The following is a 20,235-nucleotide window of genomic DNA, read 5'->3' on the forward strand; positions in this document are numbered from 1 at the left end:
ATCCAACCCATAGTTCTATTTACTAGTGCTCTATACCTAGATTTGTATAAATTTTAGCTATCAAAAAAGGGCTTATGATTATTCATTAATAGCCCTTTAATGTTTATATCGAATAGGTGTCTGCTTCTGCCGATCTTTTCAGGCAAACGCTCAATATGGCGTCCAGAAACAAAGCAGTTAGCTGCCTATATTAATGCAGCGTTGTATTCGTGTAAAGTCTATTATGACTTTTTTATCCGCTGTATGAACCAGTTAGCGGCTATTGACCTTTGGTGGCATGGGTTTGCATCATTCGTTAAAATGTAAAAATAAAATTATAAGTAATAGCAATTAACCAAACTATCTATTATCTATAACACTATTTTTACTTTTTACGGTAATTTCAACGACTTATAGCAGTAACTTATAAGTCCATACCTTAACGTCAAATCAGTTATTTGTCATTCTTTTGGCTTTGTGAAGCTAGCCATAGAGAAGTTGGACGGCAGGATGACTTATCTAACGCTAATAGATACTTACTCACGTCAATACTGATCGTAAAGAGTACTAGCGTATGTGCCACAACATCCAACTGTGACTAATTTGCATTACCATAAAACCGATGAACAACGCAGGCGCTGCTAGGGGTTGTACGGTAATAAAAATTAGTGCGAAACCAAACACTGTCAGTAGCCATTTGACCATCTGACCTCGATATAGCTGGCTGACAATATGCCGGCGCGCGCGATATCCAGTATGCCAAAAGATAAAATTTGCAAAGACGGCTTGTGTAGCATAACTAAGTAGCGCACCGATCGCGGTACTTTTTGCTACTATCAGCCCACTGTCGAGCCATGTCACATCTACTACCCAACCAATAATAATCAGGATAAATAAAATCCATGCTTGGCGTTTCAGGTAGATGCCAATCTCATCTTTTTGCGTGCGTTTGGCAGGCTTGGTCATCAGCAGCTATCCTATAGTATTGGGATAATGTCTAGTATTGGGATAATGTCGCATATTTGCCACGATTTTATCCGTGACCACTTTATGCATGAAAAGTCACTATACAGACGTTGCCTTTTAACCAAAATAAAACGCCACTTATTATAGGGAGCGCGCGCGCGATTAGCAAGTAAAATATGCGTCTTATCAAGCATTTGATTGTTTAGCGCTAACGCTTCCTCTAAAAACTTAGTAAAGCCTAGCTATGGCATGTCCTCAATTCAACTAACAACAGTCTAAATGGGCTAAAAATAGCTATGCGATACATTGACGGATTTGCTGCGCCATCGTCTGCCAGCCGCTAACAAAGTCTTGACTGTTACTCATGTCTTCAGCTTGCACGGTACTCTTTACCAGTTGTAGCTTAGCGAGCAACCCTTTAGCGGGTGCACTTGGACTAACCAAACACATTTGTTTGGCAGGACGCTGCTCATTTAGCCAGCGCAACTGACTGGCTTTTGGCGCTAAATGGTGATCGGTGCTAAGACTGCCGATGAGCTGTAGCTTTAAGCTGTCCTCCATATACTGATAGGCATCGTGATATGCCCAATAAGGCAATATTTTTGACGCTGTGCTCTGCTTTGTGGCAAGCACTTCTTTATCCAGTCGCTGGGCAAATTTTTGCGCATTGGCATGATAGAGCTTTTTATACTCAGGATTGGCATGGCTATGAATCACCGCCAGCGCACGGGTGATGGCTTTGGCATTTTGAGGATCGAGCCAAATATGTGGGTCTAGGGTACCAGCGATAGGCTTGCCTTTGATATCGCGCAGTGGATGACGGTTAAAGGCGTCAAACTTGAATAAGGCAATGGCATTGGGCGCGCTATTGAGACTGGCGGCCAGATTGTTCTCTAGTGGCTCGCCAAACCATACCACAAACTTGCTGTCTTGAATGGCTTTTATGTCGCCCGGACTAATACTGCCGTGATGCCCCACCTCCCCTGCTTGCAATAATTGCTTGGCAGGCGGCGCACCATCAGTCACAGCTTGACTCAACAAGAATAATGGATAATTACTCACACTAACGGTGGCTGCTTGAGCGCTTAACGTCAAGCAGCTTAACGCGACTATCCCAGTAATGAGCAATCGTTGTAGTATAATGAATGAGCGTAAAAAATAGCTGAAAAATACATTCATAGTAGGGTCTTTATTATTAAGTGAAGGCGACTTGCCTGTTTTGTATTTCATTATGTTATACTATAACAATGAAAAACGCCATCATAAAAAGGCGTCATATTTTTTAGGAGTTTGTCCTATGTCCACTACTTCATCGACATGCGAACATTTGCATGATGTGCAACACTTCACCGCGCATGATGTAACCGAGCGCTTGACGGCGGCAAAAGAACAATGCCGCATAAGTGGTGTACGCTTTACGCTACTGCGCCAGCAGATATATCAGTTAGTATTGGCTGCCAATAAGCCGGTTGGTGCTTACGACTTGATCACGCAATTGCAGCAAATGCGCTTGTCAGAACCGGATACACAAGATTCGGCTCTCACCAATCAGACGCCAAAAAACGTCGCACCGCCGACGGTTTATCGCAGTTTGGAGTTTTTGTTGAGCGAAGGTTTGATACATCAACTGACCTCCATCAATGCTTATGTGCCCTGCTGTCACCCACGCGCCCAGCATACTGCCGCATTTTTAATCTGCGATCAGTGCCAGCGGGTTCAAGAATGTAGCAGCTTACCAGTACAAGAAATGATGAGCTTTGCGGAGCAAGATGTGGGCTTTATCGTCGCTCGTAGCGTCATTGAGCTCAGTGGTCGTTGTCAATCTTGCCAATAAAGCCTGCTACATTTTTTCTTTATTAAGTAATGAACTAGGTACTTATGATTCAGTACTTAGTATTCAATATTTAGCCCCTTATCATTTACCAATATATTAGTTACTAGCCTATGAGCCTGCCCATTTCAGCATCAAAGCAATCATCTGCGTTTATCAGTCTGGATAATAAGACCAACCAAGCTAGCCAACTGCTGAGCTTAAGCGATATCAGCTACCATATCGGGCAGCAACGCATCCTCTCGCATATCAACATTGATATCGCTGTTAATGAAACGGTCAGCCTCATCGGTCCCAATGGTGCTGGCAAATCGACATTGGTTAAGCTTATTTTAGGGTTGATTGAGCCAACTAAAGGGCAAATGACGCCCCATCATCAGTTACAGCTTAGCTATGTGCCGCAGCGCTTTGCGGTACCGCCGATATTGCCATTACGAGTCTGCGACTTATTGGCGCAGGCCGATAAGAAACGCTTAACGGCTGAGCAACGCCAGTTTATCTTTGATAATTTATCGTTGACGCACTTGCTATCACGGCAGATGTTGCACCTGTCAGGTGGTGAAACGCAGCGAGTTCTATTGGCGCGTGCCTTGCTAGATAAGCCCAATTTATTGATTTTAGATGAGCCGATGCAAGGGCTTGATCCTGATACCGAGGTTTGGCTTTATCAGTTCATTGATGAGCTGCCGGATTTCTTACGCTGTGCCATGCTAGTAGTGTCACACGATTTGCATTGGGTGATGAAAGGCAGCCGACGGGTAATTTGTCTAAATAAGCATATTTGCTGCGAGGGACAACCAAGCGAACTTGCCATTAGTAGTGAGTTTCAAAAGCTGTTTGGTCATCATTATGAGCAGCCTTATGTCCACCAGCCGCACGCCTGTGAACATCACGCGCCAAGCGAGTTGTAATCATCGAAACCAACCGACCAAAGCAAAAAGCTGCTTTACGATCTTTATTTTATAAACCGTTTATTGGATACACATTATGAGTGCTTGGTTAGCCATTATTGCGCCTGCTTGGATTGCTGGCAGTATCTTAGCACTGCTATCAGCGCCCCTCGGTTGTTTGGTATTGTGGCGACGCATGGCATTTTTTGCCGATGCCTTGGCGCATGGTACTTTGCTAGGCGTGGCCTTGGCCGTGTGGTGGCAGTTGCCCATGGGCATTGGTATTGCTTTGGTGAGCGTGATAGTGGTACTAGGACTCGTGCTCATAGATGATGAGCGTTTGCCCGTCGATTCCGTACTGGCGGTGGTTGCGGTGTCGCTGCTGTGCTTGGGGCTGTTAGCGCTGACCCAACTGACCGATCAGCAAGCCAACGTGCTGGGGTTTTTGTTTGGTAATTTGCTCGAGCTTGATTGGGCAGACTTACCCTTAATAGGCGGTAGTGTACTGGTAGGATTAGGTTTACTCGCCTATATTTGGCCGGCACAAATTAAGCTTGCTACTCACGAAGCGTTAGCACGGATTCAAGGCGTCAACCCAACACGCCAGCGGCTATTTTTTATGGGTTTATTGGCAGGGTTTTGTGCCATTGCCCTGCAAGCGGTGGGTAGCTTATTAATCAGTGGCTTGCTGGTACTACCGGCTTTAACGGCACGTTTATGGTCAGCATCGCCAAAGCAAATGGTGGTTATCGCGCTGCTTATCGCTCAGCTTGGCGTGACGCTAGGTGTTTGGGGCAGTATTTGGCTAGATATTCAAACTGGTCTGTCTATCGTACTGATATTGGCTATTTTATTCTTTGTAGCGCTGATTTTATCAAAGGTGCTAACGGCAAAGTTTTGGAAAGCGCGCCAGTAGAGAGGCTCTTTAAAACTTTGTCGTCACGTATAGTCAAAATATCCTAAAAACGCGATAGCATTGCTGATATCCGTTGTTTATAGCCTCTGTCTGCGCAGGCACAGCAAGCAAAAAAATGGATATCAGCAGGGCGTGATGGTTCGATATTACTTTTTACTGACTATAGAGACTTCTATAGTCTTTAGCGAATCATTATCCCTTTATCCAACTTTATTTCATCAATATTGCTAGAGCTTTCATCCGCTTTATGATATAAACTTTCCCTAATGCTATCAGCACGATAGTTAGTAGAATGCTGTTATTAATGATAAAAAAATGCCGTAAATATACTACGCTGTATCATTAATAACAGTGCCCGATTTATCCATACTCGTTTTAACAGCAGTACTTGTTTTGATTCGATAAGGGACTGACCCAATGCTAAGCTATCCTGCCAATAACATCAGTACGCCAGATCAACAGCTAAATGTGTTACAAATCACGGATTTGCACCTGTCAACGCCCACCTCTGCGCTGGCGGATGACAACATTGACAATAGTTCCGATATATTTGTTTGTCAGCATAGTTTTGAAAAAATCATCGAACAAGCATTGAATGAAGATATCCGCTGTGACTTGATCGTGGTGACTGGCGACTTAGTCAATCAAGTACGGCCCGCTATTTACGACCATATTTTTGAAGTGTTGCAAGCGACCAATATCCCTTTTGCCTGTATTGCGGGCAATCATGATGTCACTGATGAGATCGGTAGCGATTTACCGTTTTTTCAGCGCGAACTCGTCGCCCAGCCGACCGATGCGCGTTTGCTCAGCCGACACGTTATTGAGACGGAGCACTGGCAATTACTATTACTGGATTCTTCTATTTCTGGCAAGGTGGCAGGAGAAGTGACCGCGACCGATATCGACTGGTTGTGTAGGCAGCTGCAAGGATGTAATAAGCCTGCGCTCATCGCCCTGCACCATCACGTTATCCCAGTAGAGTCTGACTGGATCGATATCCATATGGCAAAGAATACCGAGGCTTTTTGGCAGCATATGGCTCCGTTTGACCAATTAAAAGTAATCATTAGCGGTCATACCCATCAAGCGCAAGTACGCCATCGTCAAGGGGTCAGCGTTTATAGCACGCCGTCGACTTGCTATCAATTTAAGCCTTATAGAGACGATTTTGCTTACGATGAAAACGCGCGCCCCGGTTATCGTTGGTTGCAATTAGCCAACAATGGAGAGGTTGCAAGCTGGGTTAAAAGGTTGGATACTTGATGCCCAGTTTTCTCGGCGTCAAAAACACCATGATTGCCCTTGTCCATATGTTTGATTTAATACAAAAAATTTCGTCCATATGGTTGGCAAAATCAAACTTTGCTTTATGATAAGTGAATAACGATACTGATAAAACCAAACCGCGTTAGAACGGTAACGCGATTAATCATCAGCAAAATTATAATAGCTAGGATGGCTACATTGACCACAAGCTAAGTTTTCACAGTCAGTCATTTGTCGCATTATTTAGACCCAGCCATTTAAATAAAAATATGCATAACAATATACCTGACCATTGATATAAACATATCAATATAACCGTACGATGAGTTCAGCTGTGTTACTTGTGTTACCAAGTGGTAAAACGTTTTATAAAGGGACAACTTATCGCGTTTGTTAAACTTATAACGTCTTGTCTTTTGATATGTCGTTTTATTGAATTAATTTGAAAAAGTAGGATACCCATATGAGCACCGTGACCACGAATCCGAGTGATGTTAAGTTTACTCCTTATGTGCCTGCCAAAGACGAAGAGTATATGTCTGATGCGCAGTTAGAGCATTTTAAGGCTATTTTGTTGGATTGGAAGCAGCAACTGATTGGCGAAGCAGATCGCACCAAGACTTATATCCAAGATGAGTCTAGCGCCATGCCAGATATCAACGACCGCGCGACTCAAGAAGAAGAGTTTGCCTTGACGTTACGTACGCGTGACCGTGAGCGTAAACTCATTCGCAAAATCGATAAGTCTATGGCAGAAATTGAAAACGATGACTATGGTTTTTGTGAAACTTGCGGGGTAGAGATTGGCTTGCGCCGTCTTGAGGCTCGCCCAACGGCAACCCAATGTATCGACTGCAAGACGTTATCAGAGATCAAAGAGCGTCAAAACCAAGGTCATACCTAAACACGCCCTTATGTCAGTGCAGATAAATGCGTGCTGACAGGCTCTATAATAACGAGCGACCATTTATTGGTCGCTCGTTGCGTTTTATAAATTCCGTTCTATAGATAGCTTTTTTAATTTGCTGACAAAATAAGCCCATTTAATAAATATCTTTTTACTCTATTCTTCTTTATTCTATAGTCGAAATATCTTAATTCTATAGTCAAAATATCCTAAAGACGCGACGCTATTGCTGATATCAATTTTTTATCGCCTCTGTCTGCAAAAGCACAGCAAGCCAGAAGAATTAATATTAGCAGTGCGTGATGGTTCGATATTACTTTTCACTGACTATAGCTACATTCTACTGCTTTGATGAGTAATTACCTTGATAACCCCTACTTTCTACTTTGCAAACGACTCGTATTCATATGCCCCATCAGCAACCACTACCCCCTCCTATCGGCCGCTTTGCGCCTTCACCCACGGGTGAGCTGCATCTTGGCTCCTTGACCACTGCGCTTGCCAGCTTTTGCCATATCAAGTCGCTCGGTGGTAAATGGCTGCTGCGTATCGAAGATACTGATACGGAACGCTGTGACAGACAGTTCACTGAGCAGATTCTTATAGATCTAGAAGTGCTCGGGCTACAGTGGGATGGAGATGTCATTTATCAGTCTGAGCGTATTGATATCTATAACGACTATTTATCATCAGTCCTGCTACCACTAACTTATGGCTGTCAGTGCTCACGTAAGGACTTGGAGCGCTACTGGTATCAGCAAGCACAGCCATCTTCGACGACTCAAAACCTAGAGCCTCTACCAGCAGATTTGAATGCTACGGATATTAAGCAACTGCTACCCAATAGACAACGCTACCCACGCTGCTGCCTCAATGCCAATCTCGATCGTCAGCAACACAAGCTGCGCATACAACTGCCAGACTATAGCATTGGCTTTAATGATGGTATTCAGGGCTTGCAGTGGGACAATCCACAACAGACCTTAGGGGATATGGTGGTGCGCCGCAACGACGGCATGATCAATTATATCTTAGCCGCCAGCCTCGATGACGGGCTACAACAAGTCACTCATATTATGCGTGGATTGGACATTTTACCCATGACCACGGCTCAGATTAGTATCATGCAGGCAGCTAATTTACCGGCTATCGATCACTGGTATCATCTGCCCTTGATATGCAATCCTGATGGACAAAAGCTCTCCAAGCAGAACCTTGCACAACCGATTGATACTCGCGATCCAAGTAAGCTGATCGCCGACGCTTTGCAACTGTTGCAACAGCCAGCGGTCGATACAGATACGCCAGCCCGTATGCTAACGCAAGCAATTGCGCAGTGGGATCATACCCCGCTACAGGGCAAAAGCGTGCTTAATCTGCCTCATTATTAAAAAACAAAAAGCGCCGCTGCTAGCGACGCTTTTCTACATATTAATACCTATCTATCAAAGCTTTTTAGGCTTACTAATTATCAAAGCGACTAATAATAACGGCACTGGCTTTTTTCGATCTCAGGGCTTTCTTTATAAATCTTTAGCAGCAAGGCAATCATTACTAAGCTGATGAGCATAGATGAACCGCCGTAACTAAAAAATGGCATGGTCAAACCCTTAGTCGGAATGGCACCCATATTCATCGCCGCATTAATAATTGTCTGCGCGATAAAGACCACACCGATACCAAAGGCGGTATAGCTCATACGCATCTGGCGACGCTTGAGCGCGTTATAACTGATTCGCATTGCGCTACCGATGATGAGCGCCTCAAGCAGCAACACCATCGCGACCCCCACAAAACCCAACTCTTCACCCGTAATCGCTAATAAAAAATCCGTATGCGCCTCAGGTAAATGCGACAGTTTTTGTACACTTTCACCATAACCAACGCCAGTAAACTGACCACGACCAAAGGCAATCAAACTGCGCGCGAGCTGATAATCGGTATCTTGCACATCGTCAAAGGGATCCAAAAACGACATCACACGTACCAAGCGATACTGTACCAACGTCACTGCCAGTACTGCTAACCCAGCCACCAAGCCGCCCAATGCCAAGAACTGCTTGTAAGGTGCGCCAGCGATATAAAATATCGCAAAAACAGTACCCACAATGACGACCAAAGAGCCAAAGTCTGGCTGCAATAACAGTAATAGCGTAATCATGCCGACCACTAAAAATATCCGTAAAAAGCCATCCCAGCCATTACGAACCTCAAAAGATCGGCGCACGACAAAGTCAGATACGAATACAATCATGACCAGTTTGGCCAATTCTGCGACCTGAAAGTTCAAAAATCCTAAATTTAACCAGCGCTTAGAGCCATTAATCGGTGTGCCAAACAAAGTTAAAAACAGCAAGGCTCCGGTAATCGCTAACAGGATAAACTGGGTTTCCGTCTTATATAAGGTTCGTAGGGACACCAAGTAATAAGGAAAAGCAGCGGCGATTAGGCCAATTCCCATATAGAGCAGTTGATTTCTAAAAAAATGCAGCTCTGTCATGCCGCGACTGAGCGCGAAGGGAATAGAGGCAGAAGCAACCATCAGCAGACTGAGCACCAGCATACAGCCGACACTCGATATTAAAATTGCTCGCGCTGATGGCATAGAAAGAATGCCATCTGAGCCAGAAGCTTGCTGCGATGAGGGAGACGAACGAAAAAGAGAGGAGAGGGCCATAATTTTATATACACTAACAAACGAAAAAACACGGCGTTTATGCAACGCCACCGTATAAAAAATATAAAGTAGATCGTACCGCACGGACCATAACAGCCACTTATACTAGAAAACAGCTCATTAATAAATTAATACTGGAAAAACGCAGACTATCTTGCCGTCTATCCTAGAATCATCGACTTATTATCAACTGAATAATAAAATCGACAACTTGCCTGACTGATTATTATTGACAGTAGCAGTAATCTATAAGCAAAACAATCATTTATCAACAAAATGCGATTGGTTATTCGCTGCGGTGTCCGTAGGGCTATGTAGTTGCCAAATATTTGGCTTATGCTATTTAAATGCCTTTCTCTAACTGGCTGACCAGCTGGCTAAAATGCTCACCACGAGCGGCGTAACCACTAAATTGATCAAAGCTGGCACAGGCTGGCGATAATAACACGGCTTGCACTTGTGACAAGCTGCTTATAGTGACTTGCTGAATAGTGGCAAACGCATTTTCTAAGGTCTGGCATTGATGCAGCGCCACTTCATCGCTTAATTTAGCCGCGCGTAGATGCTGCTCAATCTGCTTGGCATCCTCACCAATAAACAGCACTTGGCTGACATATTGATTGATAAAGGGCGTCAATTCACCAAATTGTTGACCTTTACCCTGCCCACCTAAGATTAACAACAGCTTGCCGTCTTTTGGTGCATAGACCGCACCTAACCCTTCGATAGCGGCCATGGTCGAGCCAATATTGGTGCCTTTTGAATCGTTAAAATAATCAATACCCGCCGCAGTAGCGACATATTGGCAGCGATGCTCGAGACCTGTGAACTGCTGCAAGGTATTTAGCATGCTATCCAGCGGTAAGCCAGCAAGCTCACCCAGCGCCAAAGCCGCTTGTGCATTCAACAGATTATGACGACCTTTAATTGGCAGTTTGTCCGCTGATAGTAAGCGCTCGGTCCCGCGTGCAAGATAAATCTGTCTCTCTGGATCGGTGATGAGGCCATAGTGACCTTTATCAGGAGCATGGATACCCGTGCTCAGCCGTGGCAAATTGTCAGCCACTAACGGACGAGTCAGCGCATCTTCTCGATTGATTACCACCGATTTGGCACCTTGAAAGATACGATGCTTGGCCTGATGGTAACCAAGCATATCCCCATGGCGATCTAGGTGATCGGGCGACATATTAAGAACGGTTGCCACTTGCGCTCCCAAATTGCTCACCGTCTCTAACTGGAAGCTGGATAGTTCAAGCACCGCCAATTGCATATTAGGGTTGGCAAGAAGAGTAAGAGCTGGCACGCCGATATTACCCCCGACGCCCACATTGACACCGGCATCTGCCGCCATCTGTCCGACCAAAGTCGTCACCGTGCTTTTGGCATTAGAGCCAGTAATAGCAACGATCGGTACGGTACAGGCTTCGCAGAACAGCTGAATATCGCTGACCACTGGAATATTGGCGCGACGGGCAGCGGCAACCGCATCGGTATCCAAAGAAATGCCTGGGCTAATAATAATCCGTGCCGCTTGCTGCAGCAATTCTGCATCTATAGCCCCAAATTGACGAATATCAACGGCTGCTGGCAACTGGTCGGCTAAGGCAGGCTGCGACTGATTATCAGTGACTGCCACACGGTAGCCTTGCTTGGTAAGATAGTTCGCGACTGACAGCCCTGACTGTCCCAAACCGACCACAACTTGTAGACCACTGCCCTTATGAAGTAAGGTTTCTGTTGCGTTAAGGGTGGTCATATCTCTTCCTCTTATTGGACGAACAAAATGGCATCAAGCACGCGCGTGGTTTAGCCGTCTGCATGATGCTATTAAAATGAAGATCATCATAACGGTATCGTTCAGATTTCGGTACTGGTTTTTTATGACTTTGTGCTATTATGCGGCTGTTTTTATATTGACTAGCTAATGCTATAATATCAGTCTAAACAGATATTTGGGCTGAGGGTTTTAGCTAAGTATTTTAGTTTAGCATGTTGTCACATTTATCGCGCTATTGTCACGCTTCTTCCGCAACGATTCATATCGCGGTCATGAGGTGGCAGACCCTAGCTGCGATCTACTTATGCGCTTTTGTCTGATAGATTATTTATCTCCTTCTACCGCGTTGCCCCATGGCGGCTCTTATACTTTATTTTAGACACTGTATTTTAATACACTATATTTTAGGCCTTATATTTTAGGCATTGTCATCGTATTGGCTATTGGTGAGCGTATTAGCGATACCCGTCAATAAATCGATGAGCGCGTTGCTACACCATCATCCGCAAATAATGGCGCAACCGCAGCATACAAAAACGTTTAATAGCACTGATTATAACGACTTATAACAACGCGATCATTTTATCACTGAGTAATGATTACTTTTTTTGCCTTTAACTCTATGCAGTTTACTTATGACATCTTTTTTTGATAGCTTACGTGACGAGTGGTTTTCCAATGTTCGCGGTGACGTTTTATCAGGTTTGGTGGTAGCACTGGCCCTGATTCCAGAAGCCATTGCTTTTTCTATTATCGCAGGCGTCGACCCAAAAGTCGGTTTGTATGCCTCATTCTGTATCGCCGTGGTGATTAGTTTCGTCGGCGGTCGTCCCGGTATGATTTCGGCAGCGACAGGGGCGATGGCGCTAGTGATGGTGGATTTGGTGGCCGATCATGGCCTGCAATACCTGCTGGCCGCCACCTTACTGTGCGGGGCCATTCAGGTCGTTATGGGTATTCTAAAGCTTGGCAACCTGATGCGCTTTGTCTCGCGCTCGGTGGTCATTGGCTTTGTCAATGCGCTAGCGATTTTGATCTTTGCCGCGCAGCTCCCCGAGCTCAACCCGATGACTGAGCGTGTCGGGATGACCGTTTATATCATGACCGCAGCGGGCTTGGCGATTATCTATCTGTTTCCACTCATTCCAAAAATCGGTCGCGTGATTCCTTCACCACTCATTTGTATTGTCGGCTTAACCGCAGTCGCGATGTATATGAATCTCGATATTCGTAACGTTGGGAGTATGGGTGATTTGCCCGATTCTCTACCAGTGTTTTTGCTGCCAGATATTCCACTAAATTTAACGACGCTCTTAATCATTGCGCCTTACTCTATCGCGCTGGCCATCGTTGGGTTATTAGAATCAATGATGACGGCGACGATTGTGGATGAGTTAACCGATACGCCAAGCGATAAAAACCGCGAGTGTCGTGGTCAAGGTATTGCCAACGTGGTATCAGGATTCTTCGGTGGTATGGCAGGTTGTGCGATGATTGGTCAGTCAATGATTAACATCAAATCAGGCGGACGTACGCGTCTGTCTACCTTGATGGCGGGTGTGGTACTGCTCATTATGGTGGTGTTTTTAAGTGAATGGGTCAGTCTGATACCGATGGCAGCGCTGGTCGCTGTGATGATTATGGTCTCTATCGGTACTTTTGATTGGCAATCTATTCGCGAGTTTAAGACCCATCCGATGTCGTTTAACATTGTCATGCTAGCGACCGTTTTGACCACGGTCTTTACGCATAATCTAGCGTATGGCGTGGGTGTCGGCGTGCTGTTATCGGCGCTAGCGTTTGCCAATAAGATTGGACAATTCTTAACGATATTTAGTGAGTATGACGACAGTAGCAATACTCGTTATTACTACGTCCAAGGCCAAGTATTCTTTGCCTCAACGACGCAGTTCTTGCATAGCTTTGATACCAAAGAAGCCTTGGACAGCATCCATATCGATGTCAGCCAAGCGCATTTTTGGGACGTCAGTGCCGTAGACACCTTGGACAAGCTGGTCATGCGCTTGCAACGTGAAGGGATTGATGTCAAAGTGGTAGGACTCAACAGTGCAAGCCGTACCTTGATTGACCGTTTCTCTATCCACGATCGCCGAGATATTGGCTTGTTGGATTAAGGAATTAGATGACCAAACACTGCGTCTGCGTTATTGAACGGACGTTAATTCATGGTTTGTAAATAAACCATTATATTGGCATACCAGCTCAAGCGTTAGGGTCATCACAAATACATTGACCCGCTTGACGGTATTTTAATTATAAGATGATGTGGTGGCCTTATGAGTAACTTAAAGCCAGATAGCGTGATTGCCTGCTTAGACTGTCCGGATCATGTACAAGCCGTATTAGAGGCGAGCATGTGGGCAGCCCCTCGTTTGCAGGCTCCTATCGGTCTGTTGCATTCAGTACCAAGCTTGCAGCAAAAAGCAGCAGTCGATTATTCTGGCTGCCTCAATATCGATGACGAAAGCGCTTTATTGGATCAATTTACCACCAAAGAGCATTTGAGTAACTGTGAGCTAAAAGCCCAAGGCAAGCTGTTGCTGCATCAAGCCACTACCTATTGCGAGCAGCAGCGCCAAAAACTAAAGACTTATACGCTGCATCGCCACGAAAATCTCAATGAGAGTATCGATTATGTCGATAACAAGGCGCAATTGATTGTTATTGGTCATCATGTGACCTGCAAAGCAACGTTGAGTCAGCTTATTCGCTTAAGCCACTGCCCCATTTTGGTGACTCATGCACCATTTTTGCCCCCTACGACCGCTTTATTTGCTTTCGACAACTCAGCCACTTCTCATAAGCTGCTTAATTGGCTATGTAAAACGCCACTCGTTCGCGCACTAACCATTCATATCGTCATGGTCGGTAAAGACAACTCAGAAAACTGCGATGCACTACGTGAAGCTTATGCCCGTCTGAAGCAAGCCGGTATTAAGTCTAAAAAAGCATTACTAGACTGCCGTGATGTGACAGCCGCCTTAAATTATTATCAAAATGAGCATAATATTGGTCTGCTAATGACAGGTGCTTTTGGTCAATCTCGTTTGCATGAACTGCTTAAAGGCAGTGACACCAAAAAGCTACTAGGCAGCACTAAGACCCCATACCTACTCTTCCCTAAAGCATAACCCCAACGTGCCATTTGCGGGCAGAGTATCCGTCTCTGCCCCTCCCACCTACTTTTACTCTCTACTTATTCGCGATACACTTTTATCAAATCATCACATGAAATAAAGTGATAGCCTCCCCAAGCGCTTAAAAAGTTGGTTATAATAAAGTTTTCGTTACTGCAACGTTAAAGGTTGATCTACTCTGCTTATGCTGATAATGATGCTCGTTATCGTTGTCCTATAAGCCGTATTTATTGTCAATATCTAAGCCACTTTTGAACCTATCAGCCGAATCCTACCTACCCCCTTGAGTAGGTTTGGCACAGTTCTTGAATGACTTAAGGTAAGCACGACAGTCATACGATGCACCGCAATGTCTATATCAACCTGCGACATCACCCATATAAGGAATTTTTTATGAAGTTAATCACTGCGATCTTAAAACCGTTTAAGCTCGATGATGTACGTGAAGCGCTTTCTGACATCGGTGTCAAAGGTGTCACCGTCACCGAAGTCAAAGGTTTCGGTCGTCAAAAAGGTCATACTGAGCTCTATCGCGGCGCAGAATACGTGGTGGACTTTTTACCTAAAGTGAAAGTTGAAGTGGCCGTTATCGATGAGATGGTTGAACCTGCTATCGAAGCCATCACTCGCATCGCTAGCACCGGCAAAATTGGTGACGGTAAAATATTCGTGACCGCTCTTGAGCAAGTCATTCGTATTCGTACGGGAGAGACGGGTCCTGACGCTATCTAACGCGCAGATCCACCTATAAACACAGATTTATAGGACATACCGATATCTATATTGCATATATTCAAGGGGGAATTAACATGCAAAATCAAATCTTTGAGCTCCAGTACGCACTTGATACGTTTTACTTTTTAATGTGTGGGGCGCTGGTCATGTGGATGGCAGCGGGCTTCACGATGCTGGAAGCCGGACTGGTGCGCTCAAAAAACACGGTCGAGATTTTAACCAAAAATATCGCGCTATTTGCCACTGCTTGTACCATGTATATGATCTGCGGCTATGCCATTATGTATGATGGCAATCTGTTTTTGAGCGGTATTGCAGGCGGTGAGACCTTGGTAGCAGACGCTTTAGCAGCCTCAGCAGAAAATGGCTTTGGCGGTGATTCCGTCTATTCGGCAGCCTCTGACTTTTTCTTTCAAGTGGTATTCGTCGCAACCTGTATGTCTATCGTCTCAGGCGCGGTCGCTGAGCGCATGAAGCTATGGGCTTTTCTGCTATTTGCGGTGGTCATGACAGGTGTGATCTACCCTGTTGAAGGCAGCTGGACATGGGGTGGCAAAGACGTCTTTGGTCTATTTAGCTTAGGTGATTTAGGCTTTTCTGATTTTGCTGGCTCTGGTATCGTACATTTAGCAGGCGCTGCGGCGGCATTGGCTGGTGTCTTGCTATTGGGCGCTCGTAAAGGCAAATACGGTCCTAAAGGTGAAATACGTGCTATTCCTGGTGCCAATCTGCCATTAGCAGCACTTGGAACCCTTATCTTATGGATGGGCTGGTTCGGCTTTAACGGTGGTTCTGTCCTCAAGCTCGGCGATATCGCCAGTGCCAACTCTGTCGCCATGGTGTTCTTGAATACCAATGCTGCCGCAGCAGGCGGAGCGATAGGTGCCTTATTAGTAGCGCGACTTATCTTTGGCAAGGCTGATTTGACCATGCTCCTCAATGGTGCATTGGCAGGTTTGGTTGCCATTACTGCAGAACCCTCTACACCCTCTGCGCTACAAGCAACACTGTTTGGTCTAATTGCAGGCGTCATCGTTGTCTTAGCCATTCTTGCTTTAGATAAAATGAAAATTGATGATCCAGTCGGTGCTATTTCGGTGCACGGCGTGGTTGGGCTATTCGGTCTACTGATTGTTCCTATTACCAATCCAGCGACTACTTTCGTTGGTCAAGTTGCGGGTGCAGCTACTATCTTTGCTTGGGTATTTATTGCCAGCCTGATCGTTTGGTCAATCATTAAAGTAGTGATGGGTCTGCGTATCTCGGAAGAAGATGAATATGAAGGTGGCGATATCGCCGAATGCGGTATGGAAGCATATCCAGAGTTCGTCAGATAATCAGTTAGTATTTGCATAAAATTAAAGCATAAAAAATCCCGCAACACCTTTCGGTAATGCGGGATTTTTTTGTGCTTTATAAATGGGTTTTCTATTTATAAGTTAACTTTTTATAAAGCAAGTAATAACCTAGTTTGATTCACCCTAGCTTATTTCTTTTTCCATTCTTGACTGCGTGAGAATGGACCGATATAACCTTTTAGCTTCAATGTACTGCCACTCAGTTGTGCAGTCATACGGTAATCTTTACCTTTTTCAGGATCTGTAATCGTACCGCCACTATACTTACCACCACCGTCAGCTTTGAGGCCTTTGATAATAGTTGTACCAACGTGTTTTTGACCTTTGGCTGAGTTGGTAGCAATGAGCTTACCTGTCAACACGCCATTTGACTCAGTGATTTTTACTGTGCCTTTTGGCTTGCCTTCATCATAAGTCTGCCAAGTGGTATTGGCTAAAGGATCAGCGGCGAATGCCATGCTTGCTATACCGATACCTGCAACTGCTAAAGTGGTTTTTGTAAATAATTTCATAGACTGACTCCCTTCATACAATGATTACTCGAAACGTTATGTTTCTGATCTCCTATGCTTATCCTTCGCTAAAATCTTTATTCCGAGCTTTACAGTTAACTACTATTTGATAGTGGTTGAATGCAATGGTAAATAAGCTGTTCATTAAAAACTTAAACGACATAAGCGATGTCTTGACCCATTATAAGCAATTTTAAGCTTTTGCCTAGTAATTTTTTTATAGTTTATTATTTCTATAAAAAAAGAACTATATCAAACAGTTACAAGAAAGGATTGTCTATATTTTTGTCCAATTGGTCATCTTTTTCTTTTGACTTGCCGTCATTATTGTTGTATTCAACATTACTTTCAAAAGCTTGCAGAATCGTAGTCGTCAGCTCGTGTAAGCGTTGTGCTTGCTCATATCCAGCGCTATCAAGCGTCAAATCAATATCACCATAGATAATAATTTTATCTTTTTGATTTTCGATGACTAGCTCACCGATTTGCATACTTTGGTGATTATTAGCAAATGGTTCAATCATTTGAGTCTCCTTTCTATTAACAGCATCTTACGTGATTTTTCAATAGCGTACACTTTTAGTTACATTTAAAGGAGTTATGCCTGTAATTGGGCAATTAACCATTCGAGAATTGCCCAGACAAATAGCATCCAAGCAGGTTCTTCAGCAGATACATCGGGCAAATCCGAACTTTCACCAGCCTTTAGTGGCAGATCAAACGCCTCTGCTTTGGTTTGAGAATCGAGCACTGGTAGGACATCGATGCCTGTTTTGGCAGTTAATTGGTCAATACTTATAATCTCTATACGCTCTGATTCATCATTTGGCGCATAGTACACCCCTGCTTGATTGGTTGCGGGAATATAAACCGCTTTAAAAAAATGACTGGGTACGAGTACACGGTCAGCAAGCTGCTTGGTTTTTTTATTCGTGAACGCCACACCGGTAACGGTATAAACCTCACCGTATTGCTGGGTCAAATAGCGGGTCGCCGACTCTATATTACGCCAAATATAGCGGTTATTGCGTGGAGATTGTGGGGCAATATTGGCGAGACTAAAACTATCATACTGTTGGCTGCGCGTGGCCATATTGGCATTAGGGGCGATATGGCCACGATCATAGCCAGAGCCTGAATAATCAGACAGCGAGGCACGTGCGGATTTTGGTAGTCGACTCTCTTCATGAAAGCTGTCTTCACGATCGATTTCTTTGGCTTGATTTAAGCGCTTGCGCGTCAGATGCTCAGCTGACCACAGCGGTGTACGCGAAACGCCCGAATACATAGTGGCAAAACCGTCCATGCATAATGCTTGGGTGTTATTGCTGAGCTTTGTATTGGTAAATTCGGGATAAATACCACCATAAAAAGATTGGCTACACTGGGTAAAGTCATCGGCCTGCGCTGAAGTAATACCGACCACGACAGCCATTACTGTCACTATTGCGCTATTTTTAAGGCTGCATTTAAGCCTAGCAAAACTTATCATTCAACTTTCAACCATCTGTGCTTGTTATTACGTATGCGCTATCCTAGCAGGCAGCCAACAATAAAGAAAGATAAGGCGTAAACCGTGACATTTTAAATGCTATCCGCTATACTAGGCGGTCTAAAATGTACGGACAACTGATTATTTTTCGTTTCAATAATAATCAATCAAAACTGTCTGCTATATCAAAACGGTGACGTGGGTGAGTGGCTGAAACCGCACGCCTGGAAAGTGTGTATACGTTCATAGCGTATCGAGAGTTCGAATCTCTCCGTCACCGCCAATCTTAGAAATTCCTAGTTTTCCCAACTTGCCCCAATTCCACCCATATACCAATTAAACCCTTTATAAATAACGCGTCTAGCGTTTTTTTTATGCCTGCTGTTTTCCCAATTCACCCCAACGTAACCCACCTATCCTGTGGCTTGTGTTGGTCTATCTGTTGGTCTATTATTTATATACCCCTCAATTAGACCAACATTCGATCTATTTTTATATGCCTTAGACCAGCATAATCGTCTTAACGCTTTAAACATATAGCTCGTAGGCATAGGAAGTAGACCAACATGTTAAGCGATAGTAAGATACGTAAGCTCAAACCAAGTGAGAAATGCACACCTTCACGTCCTGACAAATACAGTGATCAGCAAGGGCTACAGCTTTTGGTACGAAGTACAGGCACAAAGACATGGATAAGCGCTTATCGATTCGATGGTAAGCAAACACGTATGACCCTTGGCACTTACCCCATGATGTCGTTGTCTGAGGCCAGGCAAGCCAATACTGAGATCAAAGCATTACTCGCTGATGGTATCGATCCAAAAAACAAAAAACGTCAAGATAAGCTCGCTAATATCCACGCGCAAAAGTTCAATGACTACGCATTAGATTGGCTGGCTGAGCGTAAACGTAACGTCAAGCCGCGTACCTATCAGCAAGACTATAACCGTATGCATAAAGACGTGTTGACCCACTTTGACGGCATTGCGCTAAAGAATGTAAGCTTTGAAGATTGCCACTCAATGGCTGATGAGATAGAAAGTCGTGTGAACAAAGACGGTGAGCCGCCACGTGAAGTGACTAGACGTACTATCGATTTGGTTGCTAATATCCTAAGGCGTGCCAAGCGTGAGCGCATCATCGACCAAAACCCAATCGATGATTTAAAGGAACTCTATCCTAAAGCCAAAAGTCAGCACATGAAACATGTAGATATTAATGAGCTCCCTGCCCTACTACAAGCTATCGAGGGTTATCATGGTCACGATCAGACTCGCTTGGGTATGAAGTTTTTAGCTTATTCATTTTTTCGCACCATTGAGCTACGTATGATGAAGTGGTCACACATCGATTTTGCGAACCGTCTATGGCGTGTTGATATCGATAACCTTAAGGTTTCCCGTAAGCATGTGGTTCCACTGTCAGATCAGATGCTCGCAGTGCTAGAGGAAATGAAACCTATCACAGGGCAATATGAATACGTGTTCTATCACACGGGCATACATCAGCCGTATAGTGAAGAGTTTATTAATAATGCGCTTGATATTTTAGGGTACGCTGGCAAACAGACAGGTCACGGCTTTCGGCACATCGCTTCAACCAACCTAAACGAGCTTGGCTATATGGGCGATGCAATTGAAAAGCAGATGGCACATCTTGGATTCAACATTGAAGTGCAACGCACCCGAAGCTAGATTTTACCTCAAGAGGTGTTCTAAACCCTAGCACCTTTCTAGGTCGATTATTTAAACTGTCTTCAATCGAC

Annotated in this window: 18 protein-coding genes, 1 tRNA gene and 1 pseudogene; 12 read left to right on the plus strand and 8 right to left on the minus strand. The window is 44.5% G+C overall.

Annotation, left to right across the window (positions count from 1 at the left end):
- Positions 1–546: 546 nt before the first annotated feature.
- Together HQR03_RS12470 and HQR03_RS12475 are read right to left on the minus strand one after the other, a co-directional pair.
- Complete coding sequence (locus HQR03_RS12470) at positions 547–945, minus strand: ATP synthase subunit I (protein WP_101211245.1); 399 nt, start codon at positions 943–945, stop codon at positions 547–549.
- Positions 946–1,239: 294 nt separating this feature from the next.
- On the minus strand, positions 1,240–2,124 hold the full coding sequence (locus HQR03_RS12475; RefSeq protein WP_244952030.1) for a metal ABC transporter solute-binding protein, Zn/Mn family: 885 nt from the start codon (positions 2,122–2,124) through the stop codon (positions 1,240–1,242).
- A gap of 118 nt (positions 2,125–2,242) precedes the next feature.
- On the opposite strand from HQR03_RS12475, the gene HQR03_RS12480 reads away from it, so the two are divergent.
- The 6 genes from HQR03_RS12480 (at position 2,243) to gluQRS (ending at position 8,149) form a co-directional block, all read left to right on the plus strand.
- Positions 2,243–2,779 carry a Fur family transcriptional regulator gene (locus HQR03_RS12480; RefSeq protein ID WP_173240361.1) on the plus strand — a complete coding sequence of 179 codons (537 nt, stop codon included), beginning with the start codon at positions 2,243–2,245 and terminating at the stop codon, positions 2,777–2,779.
- 110 nt (positions 2,780–2,889) lie between these two features.
- Positions 2,890–3,687 (plus strand): metal ABC transporter ATP-binding protein, encoded by a 798-nt coding sequence (locus tag HQR03_RS12485; RefSeq protein WP_244952031.1) that lies wholly within the window; start codon positions 2,890–2,892, stop codon positions 3,685–3,687.
- 76 nt (positions 3,688–3,763) lie between these two features.
- A complete protein-coding gene (locus HQR03_RS12490) occupies positions 3,764–4,582 on the plus strand; it encodes a metal ABC transporter permease (RefSeq protein ID WP_173240362.1) in 819 nt (272 codons plus the stop codon).
- 417 nt (positions 4,583–4,999) lie between these two features.
- A complete protein-coding gene (locus HQR03_RS12495; RefSeq protein ID WP_173240363.1) occupies positions 5,000–5,848 on the plus strand; it encodes a metallophosphoesterase in 849 nt (282 codons plus the stop codon).
- 466 nt (positions 5,849–6,314) lie between these two features.
- Positions 6,315–6,755, plus strand: coding sequence for an RNA polymerase-binding protein DksA (gene dksA / locus HQR03_RS12500; protein ID WP_173240364.1), 441 nt, complete (start codon positions 6,315–6,317; stop codon positions 6,753–6,755).
- A 410-nt stretch (positions 6,756–7,165) separates the two neighbouring features.
- Entirely contained in the window at positions 7,166–8,149 is a 984-nt protein-coding gene (gluQRS, locus tag HQR03_RS12505; protein ID WP_173240365.1) for a tRNA glutamyl-Q(34) synthetase GluQRS, read from the plus strand.
- Positions 8,150–8,238: 89 nt separating this feature from the next.
- Here gluQRS and ftsW read toward each other — a convergent pair whose 3' ends face one another.
- Both ftsW and murD read right to left on the minus strand, forming a co-directional pair.
- Positions 8,239–9,435, minus strand: a complete 1,197-nt coding sequence (gene ftsW / locus HQR03_RS12510) for a putative lipid II flippase FtsW (protein ID WP_173240366.1) — start codon at positions 9,433–9,435, stop codon at positions 8,239–8,241.
- 343 nt (positions 9,436–9,778) lie between these two features.
- Positions 9,779–11,194 (minus strand): UDP-N-acetylmuramoyl-L-alanine--D-glutamate ligase, encoded by a 1,416-nt coding sequence (gene murD / locus HQR03_RS12515; RefSeq protein WP_173240367.1) that lies wholly within the window; start codon positions 11,192–11,194, stop codon positions 9,779–9,781.
- Between the two features lie 656 nt (positions 11,195–11,850).
- Here murD and HQR03_RS12520 point away from each other — a divergent pair.
- The 4 genes from HQR03_RS12520 to HQR03_RS12535 all read left to right on the plus strand — a co-directional run bounded on the left by HQR03_RS12520 (position 11,851) and on the right by HQR03_RS12535 (position 16,445).
- The gene (locus HQR03_RS12520) at positions 11,851–13,350 is read left to right on the plus strand and encodes a SulP family inorganic anion transporter (protein ID WP_173240368.1); all 1,500 of its coding nucleotides are present in this window, start codon (positions 11,851–11,853) and stop codon (positions 13,348–13,350) included.
- A gap of 162 nt (positions 13,351–13,512) precedes the next feature.
- Entirely contained in the window at positions 13,513–14,367 is an 855-nt protein-coding gene (locus HQR03_RS12525) for a universal stress protein (protein WP_025651452.1), read from the plus strand.
- 399 nt (positions 14,368–14,766) lie between these two features.
- Positions 14,767–15,105, plus strand: coding sequence for a P-II family nitrogen regulator (locus HQR03_RS12530; protein ID WP_010197981.1), 339 nt, complete (start codon positions 14,767–14,769; stop codon positions 15,103–15,105).
- A 77-nt stretch (positions 15,106–15,182) separates the two neighbouring features.
- Complete coding sequence (locus HQR03_RS12535) at positions 15,183–16,445, plus strand: ammonium transporter (protein WP_025651453.1); 1,263 nt, start codon at positions 15,183–15,185, stop codon at positions 16,443–16,445.
- A gap of 149 nt (positions 16,446–16,594) precedes the next feature.
- Here HQR03_RS12535 and HQR03_RS12540 read toward each other — a convergent pair whose 3' ends face one another.
- The 3 genes from HQR03_RS12540 to HQR03_RS12550 all read right to left on the minus strand — a co-directional run bounded on the left by HQR03_RS12540 (position 16,595) and on the right by HQR03_RS12550 (position 18,413).
- Complete coding sequence (locus HQR03_RS12540; protein ID WP_025651454.1) at positions 16,595–16,978, minus strand: DUF2147 domain-containing protein; 384 nt, start codon at positions 16,976–16,978, stop codon at positions 16,595–16,597.
- 260 nt (positions 16,979–17,238) lie between these two features.
- Positions 17,239–17,502 carry a hypothetical protein gene (locus HQR03_RS12545; RefSeq protein WP_173240369.1) on the minus strand — a complete coding sequence of 88 codons (264 nt, stop codon included), beginning with the start codon at positions 17,500–17,502 and terminating at the stop codon, positions 17,239–17,241.
- 74 nt (positions 17,503–17,576) lie between these two features.
- Positions 17,577–18,413 (minus strand): DNA/RNA non-specific endonuclease, encoded by an 837-nt coding sequence (locus tag HQR03_RS12550; RefSeq protein WP_227502404.1) that lies wholly within the window; start codon positions 18,411–18,413, stop codon positions 17,577–17,579.
- 249 nt (positions 18,414–18,662) lie between these two features.
- On the opposite strand from HQR03_RS12550, the gene HQR03_RS12555 reads away from it, so the two are divergent.
- Both HQR03_RS12555 and HQR03_RS12560 read left to right on the plus strand, forming a co-directional pair.
- Positions 18,663–18,753 (plus strand) — tRNA-Ser (locus tag HQR03_RS12555).
- A gap of 283 nt (positions 18,754–19,036) precedes the next feature.
- Positions 19,037–20,164 carry a tyrosine-type recombinase/integrase gene (locus tag HQR03_RS12560; protein ID WP_173240371.1) on the plus strand — a complete coding sequence of 376 codons (1,128 nt, stop codon included), beginning with the start codon at positions 19,037–19,039 and terminating at the stop codon, positions 20,162–20,164.
- On the opposite strand, the pseudogene HQR03_RS14460 reads toward HQR03_RS12560, so the two are convergent.
- A pseudogene (locus HQR03_RS14460) lies at positions 20,133–20,235 on the minus strand (IS30 family transposase); the annotation flags it as partial. The gene HQR03_RS12560 and the pseudogene HQR03_RS14460 sit on opposite strands and share 32 nt — an antisense overlap.

Source organism: Psychrobacter okhotskensis (assembly GCF_013248965.1).
Classification (GTDB): Bacteria; Pseudomonadota; Gammaproteobacteria; order Pseudomonadales; family Moraxellaceae; genus Psychrobacter; species Psychrobacter okhotskensis.

What these genes read in the sequence shown, in the direction of transcription:
- HQR03_RS12480 (WP_173240361.1), top strand. Translation starts at nt 2,243, where the DNA reads ATGTCCACTACTTCATCGACATGCGAACATTTGCATGATGTGCAACAC.
- HQR03_RS12545 (WP_173240369.1), bottom strand. Translation starts at nt 17,502, where the DNA reads ATGATTGAACCATTTGCTAATAATCACCAAAGTATGCAAATCGGTGAG.
- murD (WP_173240367.1), bottom strand. Translation starts at nt 11,194, where the DNA reads ATGACCACCCTTAACGCAACAGAAACCTTACTTCATAAGGGCAGTGGT.
- HQR03_RS12475 (WP_244952030.1), bottom strand. Translation starts at nt 2,124, where the DNA reads ATGAATGTATTTTTCAGCTATTTTTTACGCTCATTCATTATACTACAA.
- HQR03_RS12560 (WP_173240371.1), top strand. Translation starts at nt 19,037, where the DNA reads ATGTTAAGCGATAGTAAGATACGTAAGCTCAAACCAAGTGAGAAATGC.
- HQR03_RS12530 (WP_010197981.1), top strand. Translation starts at nt 14,767, where the DNA reads ATGAAGTTAATCACTGCGATCTTAAAACCGTTTAAGCTCGATGATGTA.
- HQR03_RS12485 (WP_244952031.1), top strand. Translation starts at nt 2,890, where the DNA reads ATGAGCCTGCCCATTTCAGCATCAAAGCAATCATCTGCGTTTATCAGT.
- HQR03_RS12525 (WP_025651452.1), top strand. Translation starts at nt 13,513, where the DNA reads ATGAGTAACTTAAAGCCAGATAGCGTGATTGCCTGCTTAGACTGTCCG.
- gluQRS (WP_173240365.1), top strand. Translation starts at nt 7,166, where the DNA reads ATGCCCCATCAGCAACCACTACCCCCTCCTATCGGCCGCTTTGCGCCT.
- HQR03_RS12550 (WP_227502404.1), bottom strand. Translation starts at nt 18,413, where the DNA reads ATGGCTGTCGTGGTCGGTATTACTTCAGCGCAGGCCGATGACTTTACC.
- ftsW (WP_173240366.1), bottom strand. Translation starts at nt 9,435, where the DNA reads ATGGCCCTCTCCTCTCTTTTTCGTTCGTCTCCCTCATCGCAGCAAGCT.
- HQR03_RS12495 (WP_173240363.1), top strand. Translation starts at nt 5,000, where the DNA reads ATGCTAAGCTATCCTGCCAATAACATCAGTACGCCAGATCAACAGCTA.
- HQR03_RS12535 (WP_025651453.1), top strand. Translation starts at nt 15,183, where the DNA reads ATGCAAAATCAAATCTTTGAGCTCCAGTACGCACTTGATACGTTTTAC.
- HQR03_RS12540 (WP_025651454.1), bottom strand. Translation starts at nt 16,978, where the DNA reads ATGAAATTATTTACAAAAACCACTTTAGCAGTTGCAGGTATCGGTATA.
- HQR03_RS12470 (WP_101211245.1), bottom strand. Translation starts at nt 945, where the DNA reads ATGACCAAGCCTGCCAAACGCACGCAAAAAGATGAGATTGGCATCTAC.
- dksA (WP_173240364.1), top strand. Translation starts at nt 6,315, where the DNA reads ATGAGCACCGTGACCACGAATCCGAGTGATGTTAAGTTTACTCCTTAT.
- HQR03_RS12490 (WP_173240362.1), top strand. Translation starts at nt 3,764, where the DNA reads ATGAGTGCTTGGTTAGCCATTATTGCGCCTGCTTGGATTGCTGGCAGT.
- HQR03_RS12520 (WP_173240368.1), top strand. Translation starts at nt 11,851, where the DNA reads ATGACATCTTTTTTTGATAGCTTACGTGACGAGTGGTTTTCCAATGTT.